Origin of the sequence: Arthrobacter sp. YC-RL1, from assembly GCF_001454985.1 — a bacterium.
In the GTDB taxonomy this organism is placed as follows: domain Bacteria; phylum Actinomycetota; class Actinomycetes; order Actinomycetales; family Micrococcaceae; genus Glutamicibacter; species Glutamicibacter soli.
Genome location: NZ_CP013297.1, coordinates 3,573,143 through 3,591,016, shown reverse-complemented (window position 1 = coordinate 3,591,016; position 17,874 = coordinate 3,573,143). Strand labels below are relative to the sequence as shown.

12 protein-coding genes, 1 tRNA gene, 1 other RNA gene and 1 pseudogene are annotated in these 17,874 nt (G+C 64.3%); 5 read left to right on the top strand and 10 right to left on the bottom strand.

The window, feature by feature from the left end; translation table 11 throughout:
* Nucleotides 1-165 precede the first annotated feature (165 nt).
* Together ATC04_RS16510 and ATC04_RS16505 are read left to right on the top strand one after the other, a co-directional pair.
* On the top strand, nt 166-1,860 hold the full coding sequence (locus tag ATC04_RS16510) for a sensor histidine kinase (RefSeq protein ID WP_047118078.1): 1,695 nt from the start codon (nt 166-168) through the stop codon (nt 1,858-1,860).
* Nucleotides 1,857-2,531, top strand: a complete 675-nt coding sequence (locus tag ATC04_RS16505; protein WP_047118077.1) for a response regulator — start codon at nt 1,857-1,859, stop codon at nt 2,529-2,531. Before ATC04_RS16510 ends, ATC04_RS16505 begins: the two co-directional genes overlap by 4 nt.
* Here ATC04_RS16505 and ATC04_RS16500 read toward each other — a convergent pair.
* The 10 genes and pseudogenes from ATC04_RS16500 to ATC04_RS16455 form a co-directional block, all read right to left on the bottom strand.
* On the bottom strand, nt 2,528-3,307 hold the full coding sequence (locus ATC04_RS16500; protein WP_047118076.1) for an aminoglycoside 3'-phosphotransferase: 780 nt from the start codon (nt 3,305-3,307) through the stop codon (nt 2,528-2,530). The two genes, ATC04_RS16505 and ATC04_RS16500, sit on opposite strands and share 4 nt — an antisense overlap.
* Before the next feature lie 114 nt (nt 3,308-3,421).
* A complete protein-coding gene (locus ATC04_RS16495) occupies nt 3,422-4,708 on the bottom strand; it encodes an aspartate kinase (RefSeq protein WP_047118075.1) in 1,287 nt (428 codons plus the stop codon).
* A gap of 208 nt (nt 4,709-4,916) precedes the next feature.
* Nucleotides 4,917-5,468 carry a hypothetical protein gene (locus ATC04_RS16490; protein ID WP_047118074.1) on the bottom strand — a complete coding sequence of 184 codons (552 nt, stop codon included), beginning with the start codon at nt 5,466-5,468 and terminating at the stop codon, nt 4,917-4,919.
* A gap of 213 nt (nt 5,469-5,681) precedes the next feature.
* A complete protein-coding gene (locus tag ATC04_RS16485) occupies nt 5,682-6,158 on the bottom strand; it encodes a helix-turn-helix domain-containing protein (RefSeq protein WP_047118073.1) in 477 nt (158 codons plus the stop codon).
* An 8-nt stretch (nt 6,159-6,166) separates the two neighbouring features.
* Nucleotides 6,167-7,885: a DHA2 family efflux MFS transporter permease subunit gene (locus tag ATC04_RS16480; protein ID WP_231736015.1), complete on the bottom strand. Its 1,719-nt coding sequence runs from the start codon at nt 7,883-7,885 to the stop codon at nt 6,167-6,169.
* Nucleotides 7,886-8,247: 362 nt separating this feature from the next.
* A pseudogene (recR, locus tag ATC04_RS16475) lies at nt 8,248-8,838 on the bottom strand (recombination mediator RecR); the annotation flags it as partial.
* 131 nt (nt 8,839-8,969) lie between these two features.
* Nucleotides 8,970-12,761, bottom strand: coding sequence for a DNA polymerase III subunit gamma and tau (locus ATC04_RS16470; RefSeq protein WP_047118072.1), 3,792 nt, complete (start codon nt 12,759-12,761; stop codon nt 8,970-8,972).
* 9 nt (nt 12,762-12,770) lie between these two features.
* Nucleotides 12,771-13,691 (bottom strand): tRNA glutamyl-Q(34) synthetase GluQRS, encoded by a 921-nt coding sequence (gene gluQRS, locus ATC04_RS16465; protein WP_060617044.1) that lies wholly within the window; start codon nt 13,689-13,691, stop codon nt 12,771-12,773.
* Between the two features lie 26 nt (nt 13,692-13,717).
* Nucleotides 13,718-13,814, bottom strand: an RNA gene (ffs, locus tag ATC04_RS16460) — signal recognition particle sRNA small type.
* Nucleotides 13,815-14,514: 700 nt separating this feature from the next.
* A complete protein-coding gene (locus tag ATC04_RS16455) occupies nt 14,515-16,047 on the bottom strand; it encodes an HNH endonuclease signature motif containing protein (protein WP_082123768.1) in 1,533 nt (510 codons plus the stop codon).
* Between the two features lie 188 nt (nt 16,048-16,235).
* Between ATC04_RS16455 and ATC04_RS16450 the strand changes: the two genes are divergently transcribed.
* The 3 genes from ATC04_RS16450 (at nt 16,236) to ATC04_RS16440 (ending at nt 17,849) form a co-directional block, all read left to right on the top strand.
* Nucleotides 16,236-16,323 (top strand) — tRNA-Ser (locus ATC04_RS16450).
* A gap of 344 nt (nt 16,324-16,667) precedes the next feature.
* The gene (locus ATC04_RS16445) at nt 16,668-17,033 is read left to right on the top strand and encodes a VOC family protein (protein ID WP_047118070.1); all 366 of its coding nucleotides are present in this window, start codon (nt 16,668-16,670) and stop codon (nt 17,031-17,033) included.
* A gap of 63 nt (nt 17,034-17,096) precedes the next feature.
* Complete coding sequence (locus ATC04_RS16440) at nt 17,097-17,849, top strand: response regulator transcription factor (protein WP_052772210.1); 753 nt, start codon at nt 17,097-17,099, stop codon at nt 17,847-17,849.
* Nucleotides 17,850-17,874: the final 25 nt, after the last annotated feature.

Sequence of the window (17,874 nt, the reverse complement as noted above, 5' to 3'; positions counted from 1 at the left end):
GGTGCCACATCGGCGTGGCATCCGGTGGAATGAGGAATCCCTTCCACGCTACGTGTCGGCGCTCACGTTGCGGGGCTTGTGCTGATTACCGCCCCCTTTTGGTCATTGGAATCTTTTTGCTCATAAAACTCACTCGGGCGCACTCCGGTGGATATGCTTGGTGCCATGCATTCCTCCCGACCCGGAACCCGGCACTTCGCCTCGCGCATCATGCGCCTGCAGTTCATCGTGGTCGGCTTCCTGATCGTGCTGGTCACGGCGGGAACGCTCTACGCCAGCTACAACCAGGTGTTCAACCGGGCCGAGGACCGCTCGCTGACCATCGCGCGTTCGGTGGCAGTCATGCCCTCGGTGGTCCAGGAGGTCGAGCGCTACGCGGCCCAGGACCGGCTCGATGTCCAGGCGCTGAGGACCGGCCCGCTACAGGAGACGGCCCAGGCGATCGTGAACCGCGGAGATGCATACTTCGTCGTGATCACCGAGGACCGCGGCCTGCGCCTGAGCCATCCGAACCCCGCAGAACTGGGGCTGAAGGTCTCCACCGAGCCGGTGGCCCTGGCTGGTATCGAGGACGTTTCGCGCGAGCACGGCACCCTGGGCGAGTCGGTGCGCGCCAAGGTCCCGATATATTCCTCTTCCGGCATGGTCATAGGCGAGGTATCGGTTGGCGTGACCACCGATTCGCTGACCGGGGCGCTGGCGCAGTCCTTCAGCTGGATCGCGCTGTTCGCCCTGCTGGCCGCCGCGCTGGCGGTGCTCGCCGGACGCTACACGGTGCGCAAGCTCAAGCGGCAGACCCTGGGCCTGGAACCCTCGGAGATCGCGCAGCTGGTCCGCGACCAGCAGGCGGTGCTCTACGGCGTGACCGAAGGCGTCATGGGCATCGGCGTGGACAACCGGATCACGGTGCGCAACAAGGCGGCCCGACAGCTGCTGGGCCTGCCGCACCGCACGGAGCTGCAGGACGTCGTGGGGCGCCACTACGCGTCGGCCGGGCTTGATGCGGCCCTGGTGCGCGCCATCCGCGAGCACGACAAGGCGCCGCTGCGGTTGAACGCGAACGGGAATTCGCTGATCGCCCGCGTCACGGACGTGAACCGCGACGGCGTGGATCTCGGGCAGGTGGTGCTGTTCCACGACGTGACCACCGTCGAGGCGCTGGGCACCAAGCTTGACGCGGTGCAGGACATGGCCGATGCGCTGCGCGCCCAGCGCCACGAATTCGCCAACCGCATGCATGCGGTGCTGGGGCTGATCAACCTGGGCAAGATCGAGCAGGCCGAGCAGTACCTGCAGGAAGTCATGGAAACCGGGCCGAAGATCGCCCAGGTCCCCGGGCTCGAGGCAGTGCAGGACGCTTACCTGTCGGCATTCATCTCCGCCAAGGCGGTGCGCGCCCACGAGCAGGGCATCGAGCTGCGCGTCTCGCCGCAGTCGATGCTCTTCGGGCAGATCGCCTCCGCCCATGACGCGCAGGACGCCACCGCGGTGCTCGGCAACCTGCTGGACAACGCCTTCACCGCCGCGCTGCGCGGCGCCGGGGAACCCTGGGTGGAGGTGGACCTGCTCTCCGAGGGAACCACCTTGCACCTGGCCGTGGCGGACTCCGGGCCGGGCATCACCACCGGCCTGGACATCTTCTCGCCCGAGGTCTCCACCGGCTCCGCCCTGGGCGGCGAGCACGGCGCCGGGGTGGGGCTGCCGCTGATCCGCCGGCTGGCCCAGTCGCGCAGCGGGGACGTCTGGGTGGCAGATCCCGGAGGCGCCGACGGCGGGGCGGTGCTGGCTGCCCGGTTGCCCGCGGCGCTCGCCGAACCCCGAACCCCCACCGAAACCCCACCGGAAGGACAGCGCCCATGAGCGGCAAAACCACGGGAAACTACCGAGTGCTGATCGTCGACGACGACTTCCGTGTCGGCGCGCTGCACGCGGAGATGGTCAACGCGCTGCCCGGCTTCCAGGCGCTGGAACCGGTGCAGGATCCGCGGGTGGTGCCCAAGGTCGTCGCCGCGCAGAAGCCGGACCTGGTCCTGCTGGACCTGTACCTGCCGCATGTCAGCGGGCTGGAACTGCTGCCAGCCCTGGGCGTGGACGCGATCATGATCTCTGCGGCGACCGAGCCGGAGAACATCTCCCAGGCGATCTCGCGCGGGGCGCTGTCCTTCATCATCAAGCCCTTCGGCGCCAAGACGCTGTCCTCCAAGCTCAAGGGCTGGGCCCGCTACCGCCGGCAGCTGGAGGGCGCCGGGCAGCTGGACCAGCAGGGCATCGACCGGCTCTACAAGACGCTGCAGGGGGTGGACGACGCGGCCGCCGCAGGCGCGAGCGCCGCGCCCACCGAGCAGGCGGTGCTGGCCTGCGTGAAGCAGTCGGCGCAGCCGATGAGCGTCGCCGAAGTGGCCGAGGCGGTGGGCGTCGCGCGGGCCACCGCGCAGCGCTACCTCGCAGCGCTGGTGGCCAACGAGGCGCTGGAGCTTCAGCTGGGCTACGGGACGCGCGGCCGCCCCGAGCACCGCTATATCTCGCGTTAGGTGGCGTCCCAGAGACGGCGGTAGAAGTCGATCTTCCGTTCATCGGGCTCGATGCCGTAGCCGGCGTACACCTCGGCCTGGACCCCTGCCCCGAAGTTCCATTCGGTGCTCCATGCGGCCACCGCCAGATCGGCCCAGCGGTCGCCCACGCCCAGCTCGCCGAAGTCCACGTGCCCGGTGACCTCGTACCCGGGGCCGACCAAGGTGTTCGGCGCGCAGGCGTCCCCGTGGCAGACCACCAGGTCCTCCTCGGGCGCCTCGGTGAGGAAACGCTCGCGCAGCTCGCCTGCGAGCCAGCCCGCGCGGGTGGCTACGTCCCAGCGGAACGGGCAGCGCTCGACCGGCAGCGCCTCGTGCAGCCGGCGCAGCCCGCGGCCCAGTGCGCGGGCCGACAGCTTCGGTTCGGCCTTGCCGACATCGGACACCAGGTTCAGGCCGGGCAACGCGGCGGTGACCATGAGCTGGCCGTCGTCGAACTCCTCCAGCGACAGCACCCGCGGCACGGCCAGGTAGTCCGCGGCCCAGCACAGGCGCTCGGCCTCGAGGCGCAGGTCGAGCTCATCGGCGGCGCTGCGGCCCGCCCCGTTGGCAGAGGCCGTGTACGGGGACCACTTCGCGAAACGCTGCGCCGGTCCTTCGCCGAGGCGGTAGGTCACCCCGCCCAGCGCGTTGAGCCAGACTCCGTGGACCGCCTCGCCCCTGGCAGCCTGGAGCACGCGGGGCGGCACGGGAAGATTCTCCGGCGGGGCGGCGGCGAGGAAAAGGGGTTTGCTCATGCACCCAGCATGACAGCGCCGCGTCCGGCCCCGCAAAGCCCGCCGGCGCGTTAACGCCTCAGGCGGCCGGGCACCGAAGTGCCTGGCCGCCTGAGGATCCAGCGGATGGTGAGCCTAGCGGCCGGTGCCGCCGTACACGGTGGCTTCCACCTCGGTGTCCAGGTTGAACGCGGTGTGGATGGCGCGCACCGCGTCGTTGAGCTTGTCGGCGTCGGTCACCACGGAAATGCGGATCTCGGAGGTGGAGATCATGTCCACGTTCACTCCGGCCTGGTGCAGTGCCTCGAAGAAGGTGAAGGAGACGCCCGGGTTCGAGCGCATGCCGGCGCCGATCAGCGACAGCTTGCCGACCTCGTCGTTGTGCTCGATGTCCTCGAAGCCGATCTCGCCCTTGGCGGTGTTCAGCGCGTCCAGCACATGCTTGGTCTCGGTCATCGGCAGGGTGAAGGAGATGTCGGTCTTGCCCGAGCCGCGCGTCGAGATGTTCTGCACGATCATGTCGATGTTGGCCTGGGCCGCGGCGATCACGCCGAAGATCTGCGCCGCCTTGCCCGGGATGTCGGGGACACCGATGACGGTGACCTTCGCCTCGGAATGGTCGTGGGCAACACCGGAGATGATTGGCTGTTCCAAGGGTTCTCCCTCTTGAATCTTGATCTTGTCGTTGGGGTCCGGGAGCACCCAGGTGCCCTCGTTGGTGCTGAAGGAGGAGCGCACATGCAGCGGCACTCCGAAGCGGCGGGCGTATTCCACGCAGCGCAGGTGCAGGATCTTGGAGCCGCTGGCCGCCATCTCCAGCATTTCTTCGCTGGTGATCTGCTCGATCTTGGTTGCGGAAGGAACCACTCGGGGGTCGGCGGTGTAGACGCCGTCCACATCGGTGTAGATCTCGCAGACGTCGGCGCCGAGCGCTGCGGCCAGCGCCACCGCGGTGGTGTCGGAGCCGCCGCGGCCCATCGTGGTGATGTTCTTCGATTCCTTGCTCATGCCCTGGAAACCGGCGACGATGGCGATGAATCCGCGGTCGATGGCGCGGCGCACGCGCTGCGGCGAGACCTCCATGATGCGGGCCTTGCCGTGGGTCGAGTCGGTGATCAGGCCGGCCTGGGAACCGGTGAAGGAGGCCGCGCGTTCGCCGAACTGGTCGATCGCCATGGCCAGCAAGGACATGGAGATGCGTTCGCCGGCGGATAGGAGCATATCCATCTCGCGGGCGGGCGCCTCGTCGGTCAGCTGGCCGGCAAGGTCCAGCAGGTCGTCGGTGGTGTCGCCCATGGCGGAGACCACCACGACCACTTCGTGGCCCTGGTTCTTGGTGTCAATAATTCGGCGCGCGACGCGTTTGATGCCTTCGGCATCCGATACGGACGAACCGCCGAACTTTTGCACAATTAGGCCCATGGGCACTCACTCCACCTGTTGAAAGCTGTGGCTCACGCGCTTGTCCGAAGCACCGCCGACACCGCGGGTGGCGGGCGCAGGAAAATGCCGCGCGAGACATCTACCAGATAAATATTGTGACAGCTTCGCTCGATCATGACCTACTTGTGACGTTAACGGTTGGTCATATTGCCTAGAGGGCGCCGGGGAATGTGCCTTAAATCGCTCCCTATCCCTTGGTGAGAGCCAAAATTTGTCGCCAAAAGGACTTCCACTCCGACACCATCTCGGGGTTCCCAGCCTTAGTGACGTTTACGGCAATGCTGACTTTTTCGCCCTTGAGCCCAATGTCTACTTGGGTCTTGGTGCCGTCGCTGAAACTCGCCCGCCAGTAGCGCCAACGTTCGCTGGAGCTGAGCGCAGGGTCCTCGGCCAGCGTCTGCCCGTTGAATTCGGCCAAGCCGGAAACCGCCTGCAGCCAGCGTTCCAGTGCGCCGTCCAGCGTCGTCGGGAGCGTCGCGGTGGTCGATCCCTGGAAGCTTCCATCCTGGGCCTGGCCGGGAACTCGGCGGCCGATTTCCTGTTCGAAGGCCACCGCGACACTCTGGGCCCACCATTCAGGGTTCTTCAGGTCCTTCGGCATCAGCGTGGCGGCCAGCTGGGCAATCTGCTGATGGACCAGCTCGGTCGCCGAAGCCTCATGCAGGGCCTTCGACCATTGGCTCCACGGCCGTCCGGTGGCGCGGGCGATTGCGTCGGTGTTGCTGCTTCGTGTTGCCATGCTTGAAATCTAGCGTGAATGCGCCGCACCCTCCAGTTGGGGACGTGCTATTGCCTGAAATAGGCGCACACGATGGAACGCGCCAGCGCCAGGCGTTCGTTCTCCGGGACATTTCGGCGCAGCTTCGATTTTCTTGTCCGGATCCATAAACGAAAGGAGCCGCGGACTTCGATATGTGTCGAAGTCCGCGGCTATTCCTGCGGCGTCCGGAATCTAGGCGCAGTCGAAGTCCAGATTCAAGCGGCCGATCAGCGTGGTCAGCGCGCCGAGGTCGTCATCGCTCCATTGCTCCATGCGGGCCCTGAGGTCCAGCCGCCAGTTGTGCAGCCATTCGCGCCGCCGGGTCACCGCCAGCTCGGTGGGCAGCAGCTGCGAGACCCGGCGGTCGTCCGGATCCACTTCGCGGGTGACCAGGCCGAGTTCCTCGAGCTTGGTGACCATGCGAGAGAGTGCCGCCTTGTCGATCAGCAGGCGGTCGCAGATCTCGGACTGCGAGATGCCCTTGGAGCGAACAACCAGCCCGAGCACCGGCAGCGCCGCCGTCGTCAGCCGGTGCTCCATGCGTGCGGCGACTTCCCGCTTGGTGCGGGCGATGACCGCGATGAAGTCCAGCAACTGCTGCTCGGCGGCCTCGTAGAGTTCGGCGCGCTCAGCGCTGGTGCTGGCGACGCGGCCGCTCACGGTATCCATGGGCCTTCCTACGCCCCGGCGGGGGAGCCGGGCTTCTTCTCGTTGTCGCCGTCAGCGGTGACAGGGGCTTCGGTGAGCAGGGTGCCTTCGGCGCGCTGCGCCTCCAAGCCCTTAGCGCCGTCAACGGCAGGGGCCGAGGCAGGAGCCTGGCCTTCGCCTTCCTGATGGCGTTCAACCGCGGTCTGCGTGCGCAGCTTCTGGTTCGGCAGCAGGCACACGGCCACGACGGTGATCAGGGAGATCGGGGCGGCCACTGCGAACAGCGCCGCGACACCGTCGCCGTACACGGATTCGAAGATCACTCGCACCGGCTCGGGCAGCGTGGAGATGCTCGGCAGGCTGCCGGAAGCCAGCTGCGCGGAGACCTCGGCGGCCTTGTCGCCCAGCGTGGCCATCGCCTTGGCCAGATCGGACTGGCGGTCGGCGATCATGTTCGGAATGTTGATTGCCAGCAGGGCGCCGAGCCCTGCGGTGCCGGCGGTGCCGCCCAGGGTGCGGAAGAAGTTCACGGCCGAGGAAGCCACGCCGAGTTCATTGACCGGAACGGCATTCTGCACCACCAGGACCATGTTCTGCATGACCAGGCCGACGCCGGCGCCCAGGATGAACATGTACACGCCCACCAGGACGAAGTTGGTGTCGTAGTGGATGGTGCCCAGCAGGAACAGGCCGACGACCTGAAGGATCGAGCCGGTGACCACGAAGGCCTTCCACTTGCCGAAGCGGGTGATCAGCGCGCCGGCGATGGTGGAGATGACCAGCAGGCCGGCCATCATCGGGAAGGTCATCAGACCGGCCTGGGTGGCGGTCGCGCCGCGGGCCATGATCATGTACTGGCTGAGGAACACCGAGGTGCCGAACATCGAGACGCCGATGGCCAGCGAGGCGATGACTGCAAAGGTGAAGGTGCGGTTCTTGAACAGACCCAGGTTCAGCAGCGGTTCGGCCGCCTTGAATTCCGTGAGCACGAACAGTGCCAGCAGAACCACGGAGCCGCCGGCCATCAGGTAGCTGGTGGTGGAGTTCCAGCCGAACTGCGAGCCGCCCATGGACATCCAGATCAGCAGCAGGGCTACGCCCGAGGACAGCAGCATGATGCCCAGGTAGTCGATCTTGACCTTGCGCTTGGCGAGGGCCGGAAGATGCAGGGTGCGCTGGATCAGCAGGATCGCGACCACGGCGAACGGCAGCGCCACGAAGAAGTTCCAGCGCCAGTTGATGGTGTCGGTGATGAAGCCGCCGATCAACGGTCCGCCCACGGTGCCCACGGCCATGACGGCGCCGAACAGGCCCATGTACTTGCCGCGTTCACGCGGGGAGAGGATATCGGCCATGACGATCTGGCTCAGGGCACCCATGCCGCCGCCGGCCAGGCCCTGGATGACGCGCATGGCGATCAGGAATTCGGTGTTCTGCGCGAAGCCCGCGGCGGCCGAAGCCAGTACGAACATGGCCAGCGCCAGCTGCAGCAGCAGCTTGCGGTTGCCGAGGTCGGCGAGCTTTCCCCAGATCGGGGTGGAGATGGTGGTCGCCAGCAGCGTGGCGGTGACGACCCAGGTGAAGGCGGTCTGGCCGCCGTCCAGATCGGAAACGATCACTGGAAGTGAACTGGAAACGACGGTGCCGGCCAGGATGGAGACAAACATACCCATCAGCAGGCCCGTCAGGGACTGCATGATTTCGCGGTGGCTCATCTTGGGCTGGGCGACCGGTGCGGTTGCGGTCATAAGCGCTCCAAAGAAGAAGAGAAGAAAGGTTGATTCTCATCAACTATAAATGATTAGTTGACAATCATCAACCATGTGTGGGGTGCTCCACAAAAGTGCCGCGGCGGGAATAAAAACACCCCGCCGACGGCGCGTTGAGCGCGGGCGGCGAGGTGGATCCTGCGGAGAGCGGGTGGTCAGCGGGTCGCGCTGCGATGGTCGTCCATCTCCGGAACGACGAAGCGCGGCTGCGTTTCCGCACCGGCCTCGGAAGCCGGCTCCGGGCCTTGCTCGGCGGGCTGGTCCGGCGCAGGGGTCTCCCTGCGCGGCTGCGGTTCGGGATCCGGCAGCTGCGGCGCAACCTGCGGGGCGGCGGCCCGTCCGGCAACCCGGCGGCCCTCGAAGGCGCGAGCCAGCGTGACCTCGTCGGCGTACTCCAGGTCGCCGCCCACCGGGAGGCCGGAGGCCAGGCGGGTGATCTTGATGCCCAGCGGGGCCAGTGCGCGCACCAGGTACACCGCGGTGGCTTCGCCCTCGAGGTTCGGGTCGGTGGCCAGGATCAGCTCGGTGATCGAGTCGTCGGCCAGGCGGGTGACCAGCTCGCGGATGTGCAGTTGCTCGGGTCCCACCCCGGCCAGCGGATTGATGGAGCCGCCCAGCACGTGGTAGCGGCCGGCGAAGGCCCGGGTGCGCTCGATCGCCAGCACGTCCTTGGACTCCTCGACAATGCAGATCGTCGTGCCGTCGCGGCGCTCATCGCGGCAGATCGCGCAGGTGTCCTGCTCGGAGATGTTGAAGCAGATTTCGCAGAACTTCACCTTCTCCTTGACCAGCTGGATCGAGGCGGCCAGGCGGGTCATGTCCTCGGCGTCGGCATCGAGAATGTGGAAAGCGATGCGCTGCGCCGATTTCGGGCCGATCCCAGGCAGCCGACCGAGCTCATCGATCAGTTCCTGTACAGCACCTTCGTACACGTGCGCCTTCTTTCGTCGCTTGCAGGGATAGGTCTTGAGCGGCCCGCGGGCCGGTTGCGGGGAGGCCAACGCACCCCGCCAACGTACACACTAGTGTCTCACTCCGACAGTTGGTATGGCTGCCGGATCGGTCACAGGCTGCGCTTGATTTCCACGATGTTGCCGTTCACGTCGCGCTGCTCGATGACCATACCGCCGAGCAGCCGCTCGACCGCAGGAACGCCGATCAGGGCGGAGTCCTCCACCTCGATGTCGTCGTCGCTCGGGACGAACTCGTAGGGATCCTCCATCGCAGGTTCGGGCGGCAGCGGCGCGCCACCCCAGCCGCTGGCGGACTGCACCGGCGCGGCGGCCGGAGCAGCGTCCTTTGCCTGGTTCATCAGCTGCTGGTAGCGGCTCATGCGCCCGGAGCCTGCGCTCGGACGCGGGTCCGACGGGGTGCTCGCGGGCTGCGCGGCCGGATCCGGGGCGCCCCAAGACGGAGCGGTTTCCCGGGCAGGGGCCTGCGGCGGCTGCGCGGGCCGGAACTGCTGCGGAGCGCCGTGCGGCGCCGGGGCAACGGGTGCCGAAGCTGCCTGCTGGGACGGAGCTTGCTGCGCGGGGGCCTGGGACTGCGTCTGGATCGGTTCAGGGGCCTGCGGCTCGGGCTCGCGGGCGCTGGCCGCCGGCTCGAAGGAGCCGGTGGTGCTGCCCGGGCGCAGCGGCGTCGAGGACACCGGGCGGTCGATCGAGAAGCCGGGACGTTCGGCCTGGCGGGCGTTCATCCCGGCGGTCATGCGCGGGCGCGGAGCCACCGGCGGGCCGTCGAAGGAACGCGGGGCGCTGCTGCGCTGCGGGGCCGGAGCCACCGGAGCCTGGAAAGCAGGTGCTTCAGGCTGGATCGGCTGGACCTGCTGGACCGGTGGCGCGGCGGGAGCCGCTGGCTGAGCCGGAGCAGGCGACGGAGCCTGGGGTTTCGTCGCTGCGTAGGGGTCGCCGAAGGCGCCGTCGTCAGGGAACGGCGGCTCGTCCATGTACGGCTCGTCGTACGGCGGAGGCACGTCGTCGTAGCTGGATACGTAGCCGTTGTCTCGCGCGGGCGCGGCGGCAGCCGGCGCAGCGGGTGCCGGGGACTTGCGTGTCGCCGGAGCGGCCGCGGTCCGGGCCGATGCAGGCTTCGAGGGGCGCGAAGCTACCCCAGCGGAATCAGCCTTGATGAACTTGGTTGGTGCTGGGGTTGGCGCCGGGATCGGCCGGCGCTCACCTTTTGGGGAACCACCGCCTGCAGGGTTCGAGCCGCCTTCGGTGATGACAACCTCGATCGGCCCGCCAGCCACCTGCGAAAGCACTCCGGTGAGCGTCTGCATCATGTCCGGTCGGTTTCTCAGATTGACGATCGGACCGGAATTGCTGAAGGCAAGCGTCAGCGTGCGGCCGTCGAATCCGGCGACCGATCCGTAGTTCGACACCATGGAGTGCAGCACGCGCGAGTTGGACTGCAGCTGTTCCAGAATCTGCGGCCAGGCCTGCTGGAACTTGGCGACCGGAGAAGCTCCGGCTGGAGCAGCCGTTGGCTGGTTTCCCTGCTGAGGGTGCTGCTGCTGGTACTGGTTCTGCTGCTGGGCGGACTGCGCCTGCTGGCGCTGCGCCGCTTCGCGTTGGGCTTGTTCGCGCTGTGCCTGCTCTCGGGCGGCCTGTTCCTGGGCTGCGCGTTGGGCTGCTTCGTACTCGGCCTGCTGGCGCTGGGCGGCTTCACGCTGCGCCTGTTCACGGGCGGCCTGTTCCTGGGCTGCACGCTGGGCTGCTTCATGTTCGGCCTGCTGGCGTTGGGCGGCTTCACGTTGGGCCTGCTCACGCTGAGCTTGTTCATAGGCGGCGCGCTGCTGTGCTTCGGAGTCCGGCTGGATTGGCGGGACCTGGGCGACATGCTGCTGCTGGTGTTGCTGCGGTGCCTGGCTCTGCTGAGCCGGGTTCTGCAAGTGCTGTGCCTGTTCGTAGGCGGCGCGCTGCTGTGCTTCGGAGTCCGGCTGGATCGGCGGGACCGGGGCTGCCTGCTGCTGTTGCGGGGCCTGGTTTTGCCGGGCAGCGGCCTGGGCTTGCTGCTGCGACTGCTGCTGGGCGCGGGTTTCTGCCGCGCGGCGGGCGAATTCAGCCATGGCAGGGTTCTGCTTGACGTCGTCGATGGAGACACCGGTCCCGAAGGACAGGTCTTCGCCGCTGGCTGGATCCGGCACCAGGCTGAACGGCGCGACGCCGTCGGGGCGCTCGGCCGGAACGCTCGGGCCGGGCTGGATCTCGGTGGTGACCGGGTTCCGGTCTTCCTTCGGTCCCCAAGTGGCGCCCCAATCGGCGTCCGCGCCGGTGTTCAGCGAGGCTGCCGCTCCCGGATCCAGCGGAGCGTTGAGATCGTCCGCGGCCTGAGCCTGGGCGGCGGTCTGCTGCTGTGCGTCTGGCTGCGGCTGGGCAGGCGCCTGGGAAGCGTGCGGAACCTGGGATTCCTGGTGCCGCTGGGCTGGCTGGGTGTGCTGATCCTGCGGGGCCGATGCGGGCTGCGCCGGAGCCTGCTGCACGGGAGCCTGCTGAACCGGTGCAGGCTGGGTTTCGGCCGGAGCTTCTGCAAGCGCTTCGGGAATCGGCTCTCCGTCGCGGCGGGCCTTGGCCGCGGCCAGAGCCTGGCGTACGGCGGCGGCGCCCTGGCGCGCTGCGCCAGGATTCGGCGCCGAGCCCATGGAGACGGCAACGTCCTCGGATCCCTCGCCATCCAGCGCGGGCAGCGCCCCGCCGGTCATGGCATGGCGCTCCAAGCGGTCCAGCCGGGCGGCGAAGGAACTGTCCGAGCTCTGCGAACCGGGAAGCAGCAGGCGCGCGGCCAGCAGCTCAAGGTGCAGGCGCGGGGAGGTTGCGCCGGTCATGTCGGTCAGCGCCTGATTGGTGACATCGGCCCAGCGGGACAGCTCGCCGGCTCCGGCCAGCCCGGCCTGCAGGTGCAGGGCTTCGAGCTGGTCGGCGGGAACTCCGCGCAGGATCTTCTCCAGGCCCTCCGGCATCGCCTTGGCGATCACCAGGTCGCGGAAGCGCTCCAGCAGGTCCTCGACGAAGCGACGCGGATCAAGTCCGGTCTGGATGATGCGGTCGATCGCGCTGAACAATCCGGCCCCGTCTGATTCGTGCAGGGAGAGGACGACCTCGTCCAGCAGCGTGGAGTGGGTGTAGCCCAGCAGCGCGATGGCGGTTTCGTAGTCCAGGATCCCTTCGCGGGCGCCGGCCATGAGCTGGTCAAGCACCGACAGGGTATCGCGGACCGAGCCTGCTCCGGCGCGAATGACCAGCGGCAGCACGCCCTCGGCCACCGCGACGTTTTCGCGGTCGCAGAGGACCTTGAGGTATTCCAGCAGCGCCTCGGGCGGCACCAAGCGGAACGGGTAGTGGTGGGTGCGCGAACGGATGGTGCCGATGACCTTGTCCGGCTCGGTCGTCGCGAAGATGAACTTGATGTGCGCCGGCGGCTCTTCGACGATCTTCAGCAGCGCGTTGAAGCCTGCCGAGGTGACCATATGGGCCTCATCGATGATGAAGATCTTGTAGCGGTCGCGGGCAGGGGCGAACGTCGCACGCTCGCGCAAGTCGCGGGCATCTTCCACGCCACCGTGGCTGGCGGCGTCGATTTCGATGACGTCCAGGGAACCGGGGCCGCCGTTGGCCAGCTCGACGCAGCTCGGGCAGGTGCCGCACGGGATCGGAGTGGGACCCTGCTCGCAGTTCAGGCAGCGCGCGAGGATGCGGGCCGAAGTGGTCTTGCCGCAACCGCGCGGTCCGGAGAACAGGTATGCGTGATTGACCCGGTTCTTCTCCAGAGCGGTCATCAGCGGAGCGGTAACGTGCTCCTGTCCGATGACGTCGGCGAAGGTATCGGGACGATATCTGCGGTAAAGCGCTGTAGTCACACCGGTTCCCTATCGGTTGCGCGATGCCGGGGGCATCAGCTGTTGGACAATGTTTTCAGGCCTCACGATCCACGGTTCGCGCGGAAGCGCGGCTGGGTCGAATGCCTCCAAGGCTGCCTGCAAATCCTGACCCGGCAAGCCCAATGACTCTAGCAAAAATGCACGTATTTCGGCTGGATGCACACCTTGTTCGGTGATCTCTTCGAGCGTTACAGCGCCATCGCGCTTGGCCAGCCGCTGGCCCTTCTCGTTCAGCGCCAGCGGTACGTGCGCGTACGTCGGAACGGTATAGCCGAGCAGCTGCGCGAGATACGCCTGGCGTGGTGCCGACGAGAGCAAGTCATCGCCGCGGACTACTTGGTCGATTCCGCTGGCCGCATCGTCGACGACGACCGCCAAGTTGTACGCCGGTGCACCGTCGTTACGCACCAGGACGAAATCATCCACCGTCCCCGTGTAGCTGCCGGCGAGCTCGTCCTGAACAGTAAAAACGTTCGCTTCGGCGCGCAGACGCAGCGCCGCTGGCCTGTGCCGGGCCTTTTCGGCACGCTCTTCCGCGGTGAGGTTCCGGCAAGTTCCGGGATAGGAGCCCGGAGCGGCATGCGGAGCGCTGCCGGCCTCGGCAATGTCCTTGCGGGAACAGAAGCATTCGTAGACCAGCCCCTGCGCTTTGAGATCATCCACAATGGCGCGGTATACAGGCAACCGATCGGACTGACGCACCATTGTTCCGTCGAAACTTAGACCCAGCGCTTTGAGCTCGGCAAGCTGCTCGTCTTCGGATCCGGCACGAACGCGATCCAAGTCTTCGACGCGCAAAAGATAATCGCGGCCAGTGGAGCGGGCGAAAAGCCAAGCCAGGACAGCGGTGCGCAGGTTGCCGATGTGGAGGCGCCCTGACGGGCTAGGGGCGAAACGGCCAGCGCCCACGTGGACTCCATTCGGCTTGCGTAAAAAGTAAAGACCCCTCATGCACCTGTCAGAGCCCATCTACCCTTGCTACCTTCCGGTCCTGGGGGAGTTCAACAGGATGACACCACACGAGGGGTCACCAAAAATACTACCCGAGGAAGGGGTGTGGATAAAAATCGTAGGGCGTGCGCTTGCTCTCACCGGGTGCCCGCAAGTGAAAGTGAACCAAAAATTTGATCAGATTTCTCACGCGGCTCGTTTCCGGGTGGCCAGTCAATTGCTTGTCGGCGACTAAGGCCGGAGTTGACGCAAAATTTTGATCAAGAAATTTGTTCAGGCGAAGATCGGGCGTAGGCGGCTGAGATTTGTAATCCCTTGCGCTTGCGGTTTACAGAGTTAAAAATCTTGTCAAGATCTTTTAGTGCCACTGCGTGGGCTAGTGAGCTTGCGTCAGATGCACTCGTTGTGACGGCATTGCCCAGAATTCTGATCAAAAAATTTGATCAGGAAGACAACTAAGTCGCCAAGCGCCGGAGGCGGCGGCCTGCGCTGAAGGTCTCGGCGAACTGAACGAAAAATTTGATCAGAATTCGTCGAGGTCTCCAACTTGTACTCGCGGCTGCAGCCCTACGCATGATGAGCGAGGGCTGTTGCATATCTTGACCGGAGAATACGGCCATTTGGACCAGAACGACATGGCGATGTGAGCCCTTCTGAACGGGTCCACGACGTACGGGAAGAATACTTTGAATGTCGTGCGGCTGTCGAAAGAACTTTAGGGCTGGGTTTCTGATCAAAAAAATGGATCAGCATCTCATCAACTGGTGATCTGTTGCGGAGGCTATCCAGCAGCGGCTTCTGGAGGGTCGTACCAGCCAAGTACCCTGCGAACGCGATCAGTCATCTCAACCTCGGGAAGGACCGGCGTCTGGTTTCTCTCGAAGTCGAAGTTCTGTACTGATTTCACGCTCCCCGGAACCTCAAGACAAACAATCCCATTAGGTGTGCGCCAGTTGACAGATCCATCAGGGCGATAGGTTACTTCCCAACCCAACGCGTGTTTGAACAGCTGGTGCCTTTTGCATAGGAGTTCGGTATTAGTGCGTGATGTGTGGCCTCCCTGCGCCCAGCCATCAATATGGTCGGCCTCTGACTGCTCGGCCAGCCGATTGCAACCGGGAAAACGGCACTGAACGTCGCGGAAACGCAGAAGATCCTTTAGCGCCTTGCTTGGGCGATACTTTTCCCGGGCAACATCAATCGCGGCACCCGTCCACGGGTCTGTTAGCACCTTGATGAACGATGGTGCATCCCTTGCAATATTCAGTGCTGTACCAATAGGTATCGGACCGTAGCCTTCTAGCTCGGCGAGGGACTTTTTGGGGTCGGCCAACATTTCCAAGGCAGGGATAGTTACGGCTACGCGCGCTTTCAAAGGAGTGCCATTCGTGTCAGGCCAGCCATCAATCATTGCATCGCGGAAAATGTCAGCTCGGCGCTGCCGCTCGGTGCGCTCATCATCCTCATCAACATTCGTCACGGCGAACCAGTTGACTGTGTTGATCATACTGAAAATATCCTCCGCGGGAAGATAGACCTGAATCGTGGCCATGCCATTTTCATCCGCCCACCACGTAATGGAGCGACCTTCACGTGCCTCTTTATGTCGTTCGTCAAGGGGCTTCGGATGAAGCCGCTCTCTCATTCGGCGGGCTCTTTGCGAGATCGCTGAGTCTGTAGCTGTCTTGGCCAGGGGAAGCAATACGTGTTCCATCTGTTTGATGTCTTCAGGCTCCAGATCCTGAGATTGCTTGACTATCTCTTTGGCCGCTTTCGTAGTGATATCGCCATTGGCCAGAGCTGACAAGGTATCTACGCACAAGTTGCGCAGACCTTCCGCGGTGAACAGCTTGCCTTGAATGTGAGTTTCCGAATCTCGCATGGCGACTGCCGCTTCGGCGATGAAAGACGACCTGACCGTGATCTCGTCAGCCAAATTGACGCCGTAGTACTTAGCCGACAGCTCTCGGGCCTGATCGTCCTCCTGATCGAGCAAGGAATCTTGGACGCCCCTGTTGGCAGATTCGCGGGCACACATTTCCAAGGTGTCCGCCATGAGTGACGCTTCGGCTGCGTCCAGCATGCTTCGAAGCCGGCCGATGGCTTCAAGACGCCTGAACCCGTCAGCTGGTGTATCCACAGGCGGAAGGTTGTATAGATCCAAGGCGGTGGACGCGAATTTATTGAAGAACTTGTGCTGGTCAAGTTCCGCGTCCCACACTCCTCCTGAACCGAAATTCTTTCGAAGACCAGGAGGATACATCGGTAGACGATGGGCATCATCGTCGCTGTGAAATACCTCTCTTTTGCTCATGTTTTGAGTATCCTCCGCACTACGGACAGTTTGGTGGGGCCTGTTGCAGCGTGGGGAAAGCGCGGAAAATCGGCTAAATCTAGGGGATCGCGGAGTCGCTCGGAAAGCGATTTGCCAGCGCGTGGTCTTCGATTCGTGATTGTGTGGAAATTTAGATATGCTTGATTCTGCTCCACGGAGCAGACTGAGGAGGATTCGCCTAGCGGCCTATGGCGCACGCCTGGAACGCGTGTTGGGTTAACGCCCTCAGGGGTTCAAATCCCCTATCCTCCGCCAATGGAAAACCCCCGAGAAATCGGGGGTTTTTTCGTTTAATTTCACTGGAACGGGATCCCCGCCGTCCACGCGATCTTGAAGTGTTCTTGCAAGATGTCGGATTGCCAGCTGATTCGCCGTTACCTCCAAAGACAACTTGTAGTTTCGAGCCCTAGACAGCAATTGGACGCCTCAAAGTGATACGCGGTTCCCCTAGGATCTGGTCTTGGGCGAAGTTCAGCGAGGCGCTTTTTTGCTGATTCGCTGGCAACTTCCGGTTTGGTCGCGTTAAAGGGAGATAGGCGTATCATCCGAGGCGAAGGCGGTCATCCAAGTGCTGCCTGTGGAGCGGGAAGTTGTGGGCCATGTCCGTAGTCATCAGTGAGATTGCCATTGATTGTAAGAATCCAATGCTTGTTGCCAAGTTTTGGTGCGAAGTATTGGGCTATGAAGTTCGAGAAGAAGCCGCAGGCTTGGTGACCATTGGGCGGCGCGGAGATGGGTCAAATGAAGCAGTGATCTGTTTCGCGCAGGTGCCAGAGGAGAAGAGCATCAAGAACCGGATGCATCTTGACCTTCGGCCGCAGGGTAGTTCGCAACAGGACGAAGTCGACCGTGTGCTGGCGCTGGGGGCGCAGTACGCGGACGTCGGGCAACGCGACGACGAAGACTGGGTTGTTCTTTATGACCCGGAAGGTAACGAGTTCTGCGTGCTCTCCGGTAGCATTTAGTCCACGCAGCGGTCTGTAACGTTAGGCCGCCGCGATCGCCTTAACAGGGGATTGGGGAAAAACGTGGTTGGGGAAATAGCAAAGGCTGTCGTCATTGAGTACGACGAAGCCGTGCGTGGAAAAATGACAACTCTGCTTCGGCAGATCGGGTTTGCCATACAAGAGGAGTCCAGCGGGCAAAGGGGAGTTGCGCTGGCCCATAGGGCAAAGCCGGATCTCATTGTCGTGGGCTTTGGCCTGCCCGATATCGATGGCATCGAAACGATTCGCCGCTTAAGCGCCCATCTTGACGCGTACATCTTGGCGGTGATGGACGTCAGCGAAGAGATTGAAGTGGTTTTGGCCTTCGATGCAGGAGCAGACGGGTATTCTCCGAAGCCGCTGCGTGAACGTGAATTCCGGGCCAGGATCGATTCGTTCTCGCGACGTCAAGCCCGCATCAACCAGATGTTGAGCGACAGGCAGGGCTCCGCCGTCGAGGTGCTGAGTCATGGCGCGTTGCGCTTGGACTCTTCAACGTGGGAAGTTCATCTGGATGGCATGCCCATCGTCCTGACGGCTACCGAATTCACCCTCCTCCATGTGCTAATGCAAGTTCCGGGCAGGGTGCGCAGCAAGAAAGAGCTTGCTCGGAGGGTCAGCCTTGAAGGCGACGATCTTGAGCATGGCTATGTTTCCGACTCGGACGTTCGAAGCATTGAGGTTCACATAGCAAACCTCCGGCGCAAGTTAGGTGACTCTGCGCGTTCTTCGCAGTGGATTGAGACCGTGAGGGGCGTTGGATACAGATTGGTAAATGATCCCGGTTCATACTAGTGATACCTGAAGCTTTTTAAAGAAA

Excerpts from the sequence above, each read along its gene's own strand:
- ATC04_RS16510 (WP_047118078.1), top strand. The coding sequence starts at position 166 with ATGCATTCCTCCCGACCCGGAACCCGGCACTTCGCCTCGCGCATCATG.
- ATC04_RS16505 (WP_047118077.1), top strand. The coding sequence starts at position 1,857 with ATGAGCGGCAAAACCACGGGAAACTACCGAGTGCTGATCGTCGACGAC.
- ATC04_RS16500 (WP_047118076.1), bottom strand. The coding sequence starts at position 3,307 with ATGAGCAAACCCCTTTTCCTCGCCGCCGCCCCGCCGGAGAATCTTCCC.
- ATC04_RS16495 (WP_047118075.1), bottom strand. The coding sequence starts at position 4,708 with ATGGGCCTAATTGTGCAAAAGTTCGGCGGTTCGTCCGTATCGGATGCC.
- ATC04_RS16490 (WP_047118074.1), bottom strand. The coding sequence starts at position 5,468 with ATGGCAACACGAAGCAGCAACACCGACGCAATCGCCCGCGCCACCGGA.
- ATC04_RS16485 (WP_047118073.1), bottom strand. The coding sequence starts at position 6,158 with ATGGATACCGTGAGCGGCCGCGTCGCCAGCACCAGCGCTGAGCGCGCC.
- ATC04_RS16480 (WP_231736015.1), bottom strand. The coding sequence starts at position 7,885 with ATGACCGCAACCGCACCGGTCGCCCAGCCCAAGATGAGCCACCGCGAA.
- ATC04_RS16455 (WP_082123768.1), bottom strand. The coding sequence starts at position 16,047 with ATGAGCAAAAGAGAGGTATTTCACAGCGACGATGATGCCCATCGTCTA.
- ATC04_RS16445 (WP_047118070.1), top strand. The coding sequence starts at position 16,668 with ATGTCCGTAGTCATCAGTGAGATTGCCATTGATTGTAAGAATCCAATG.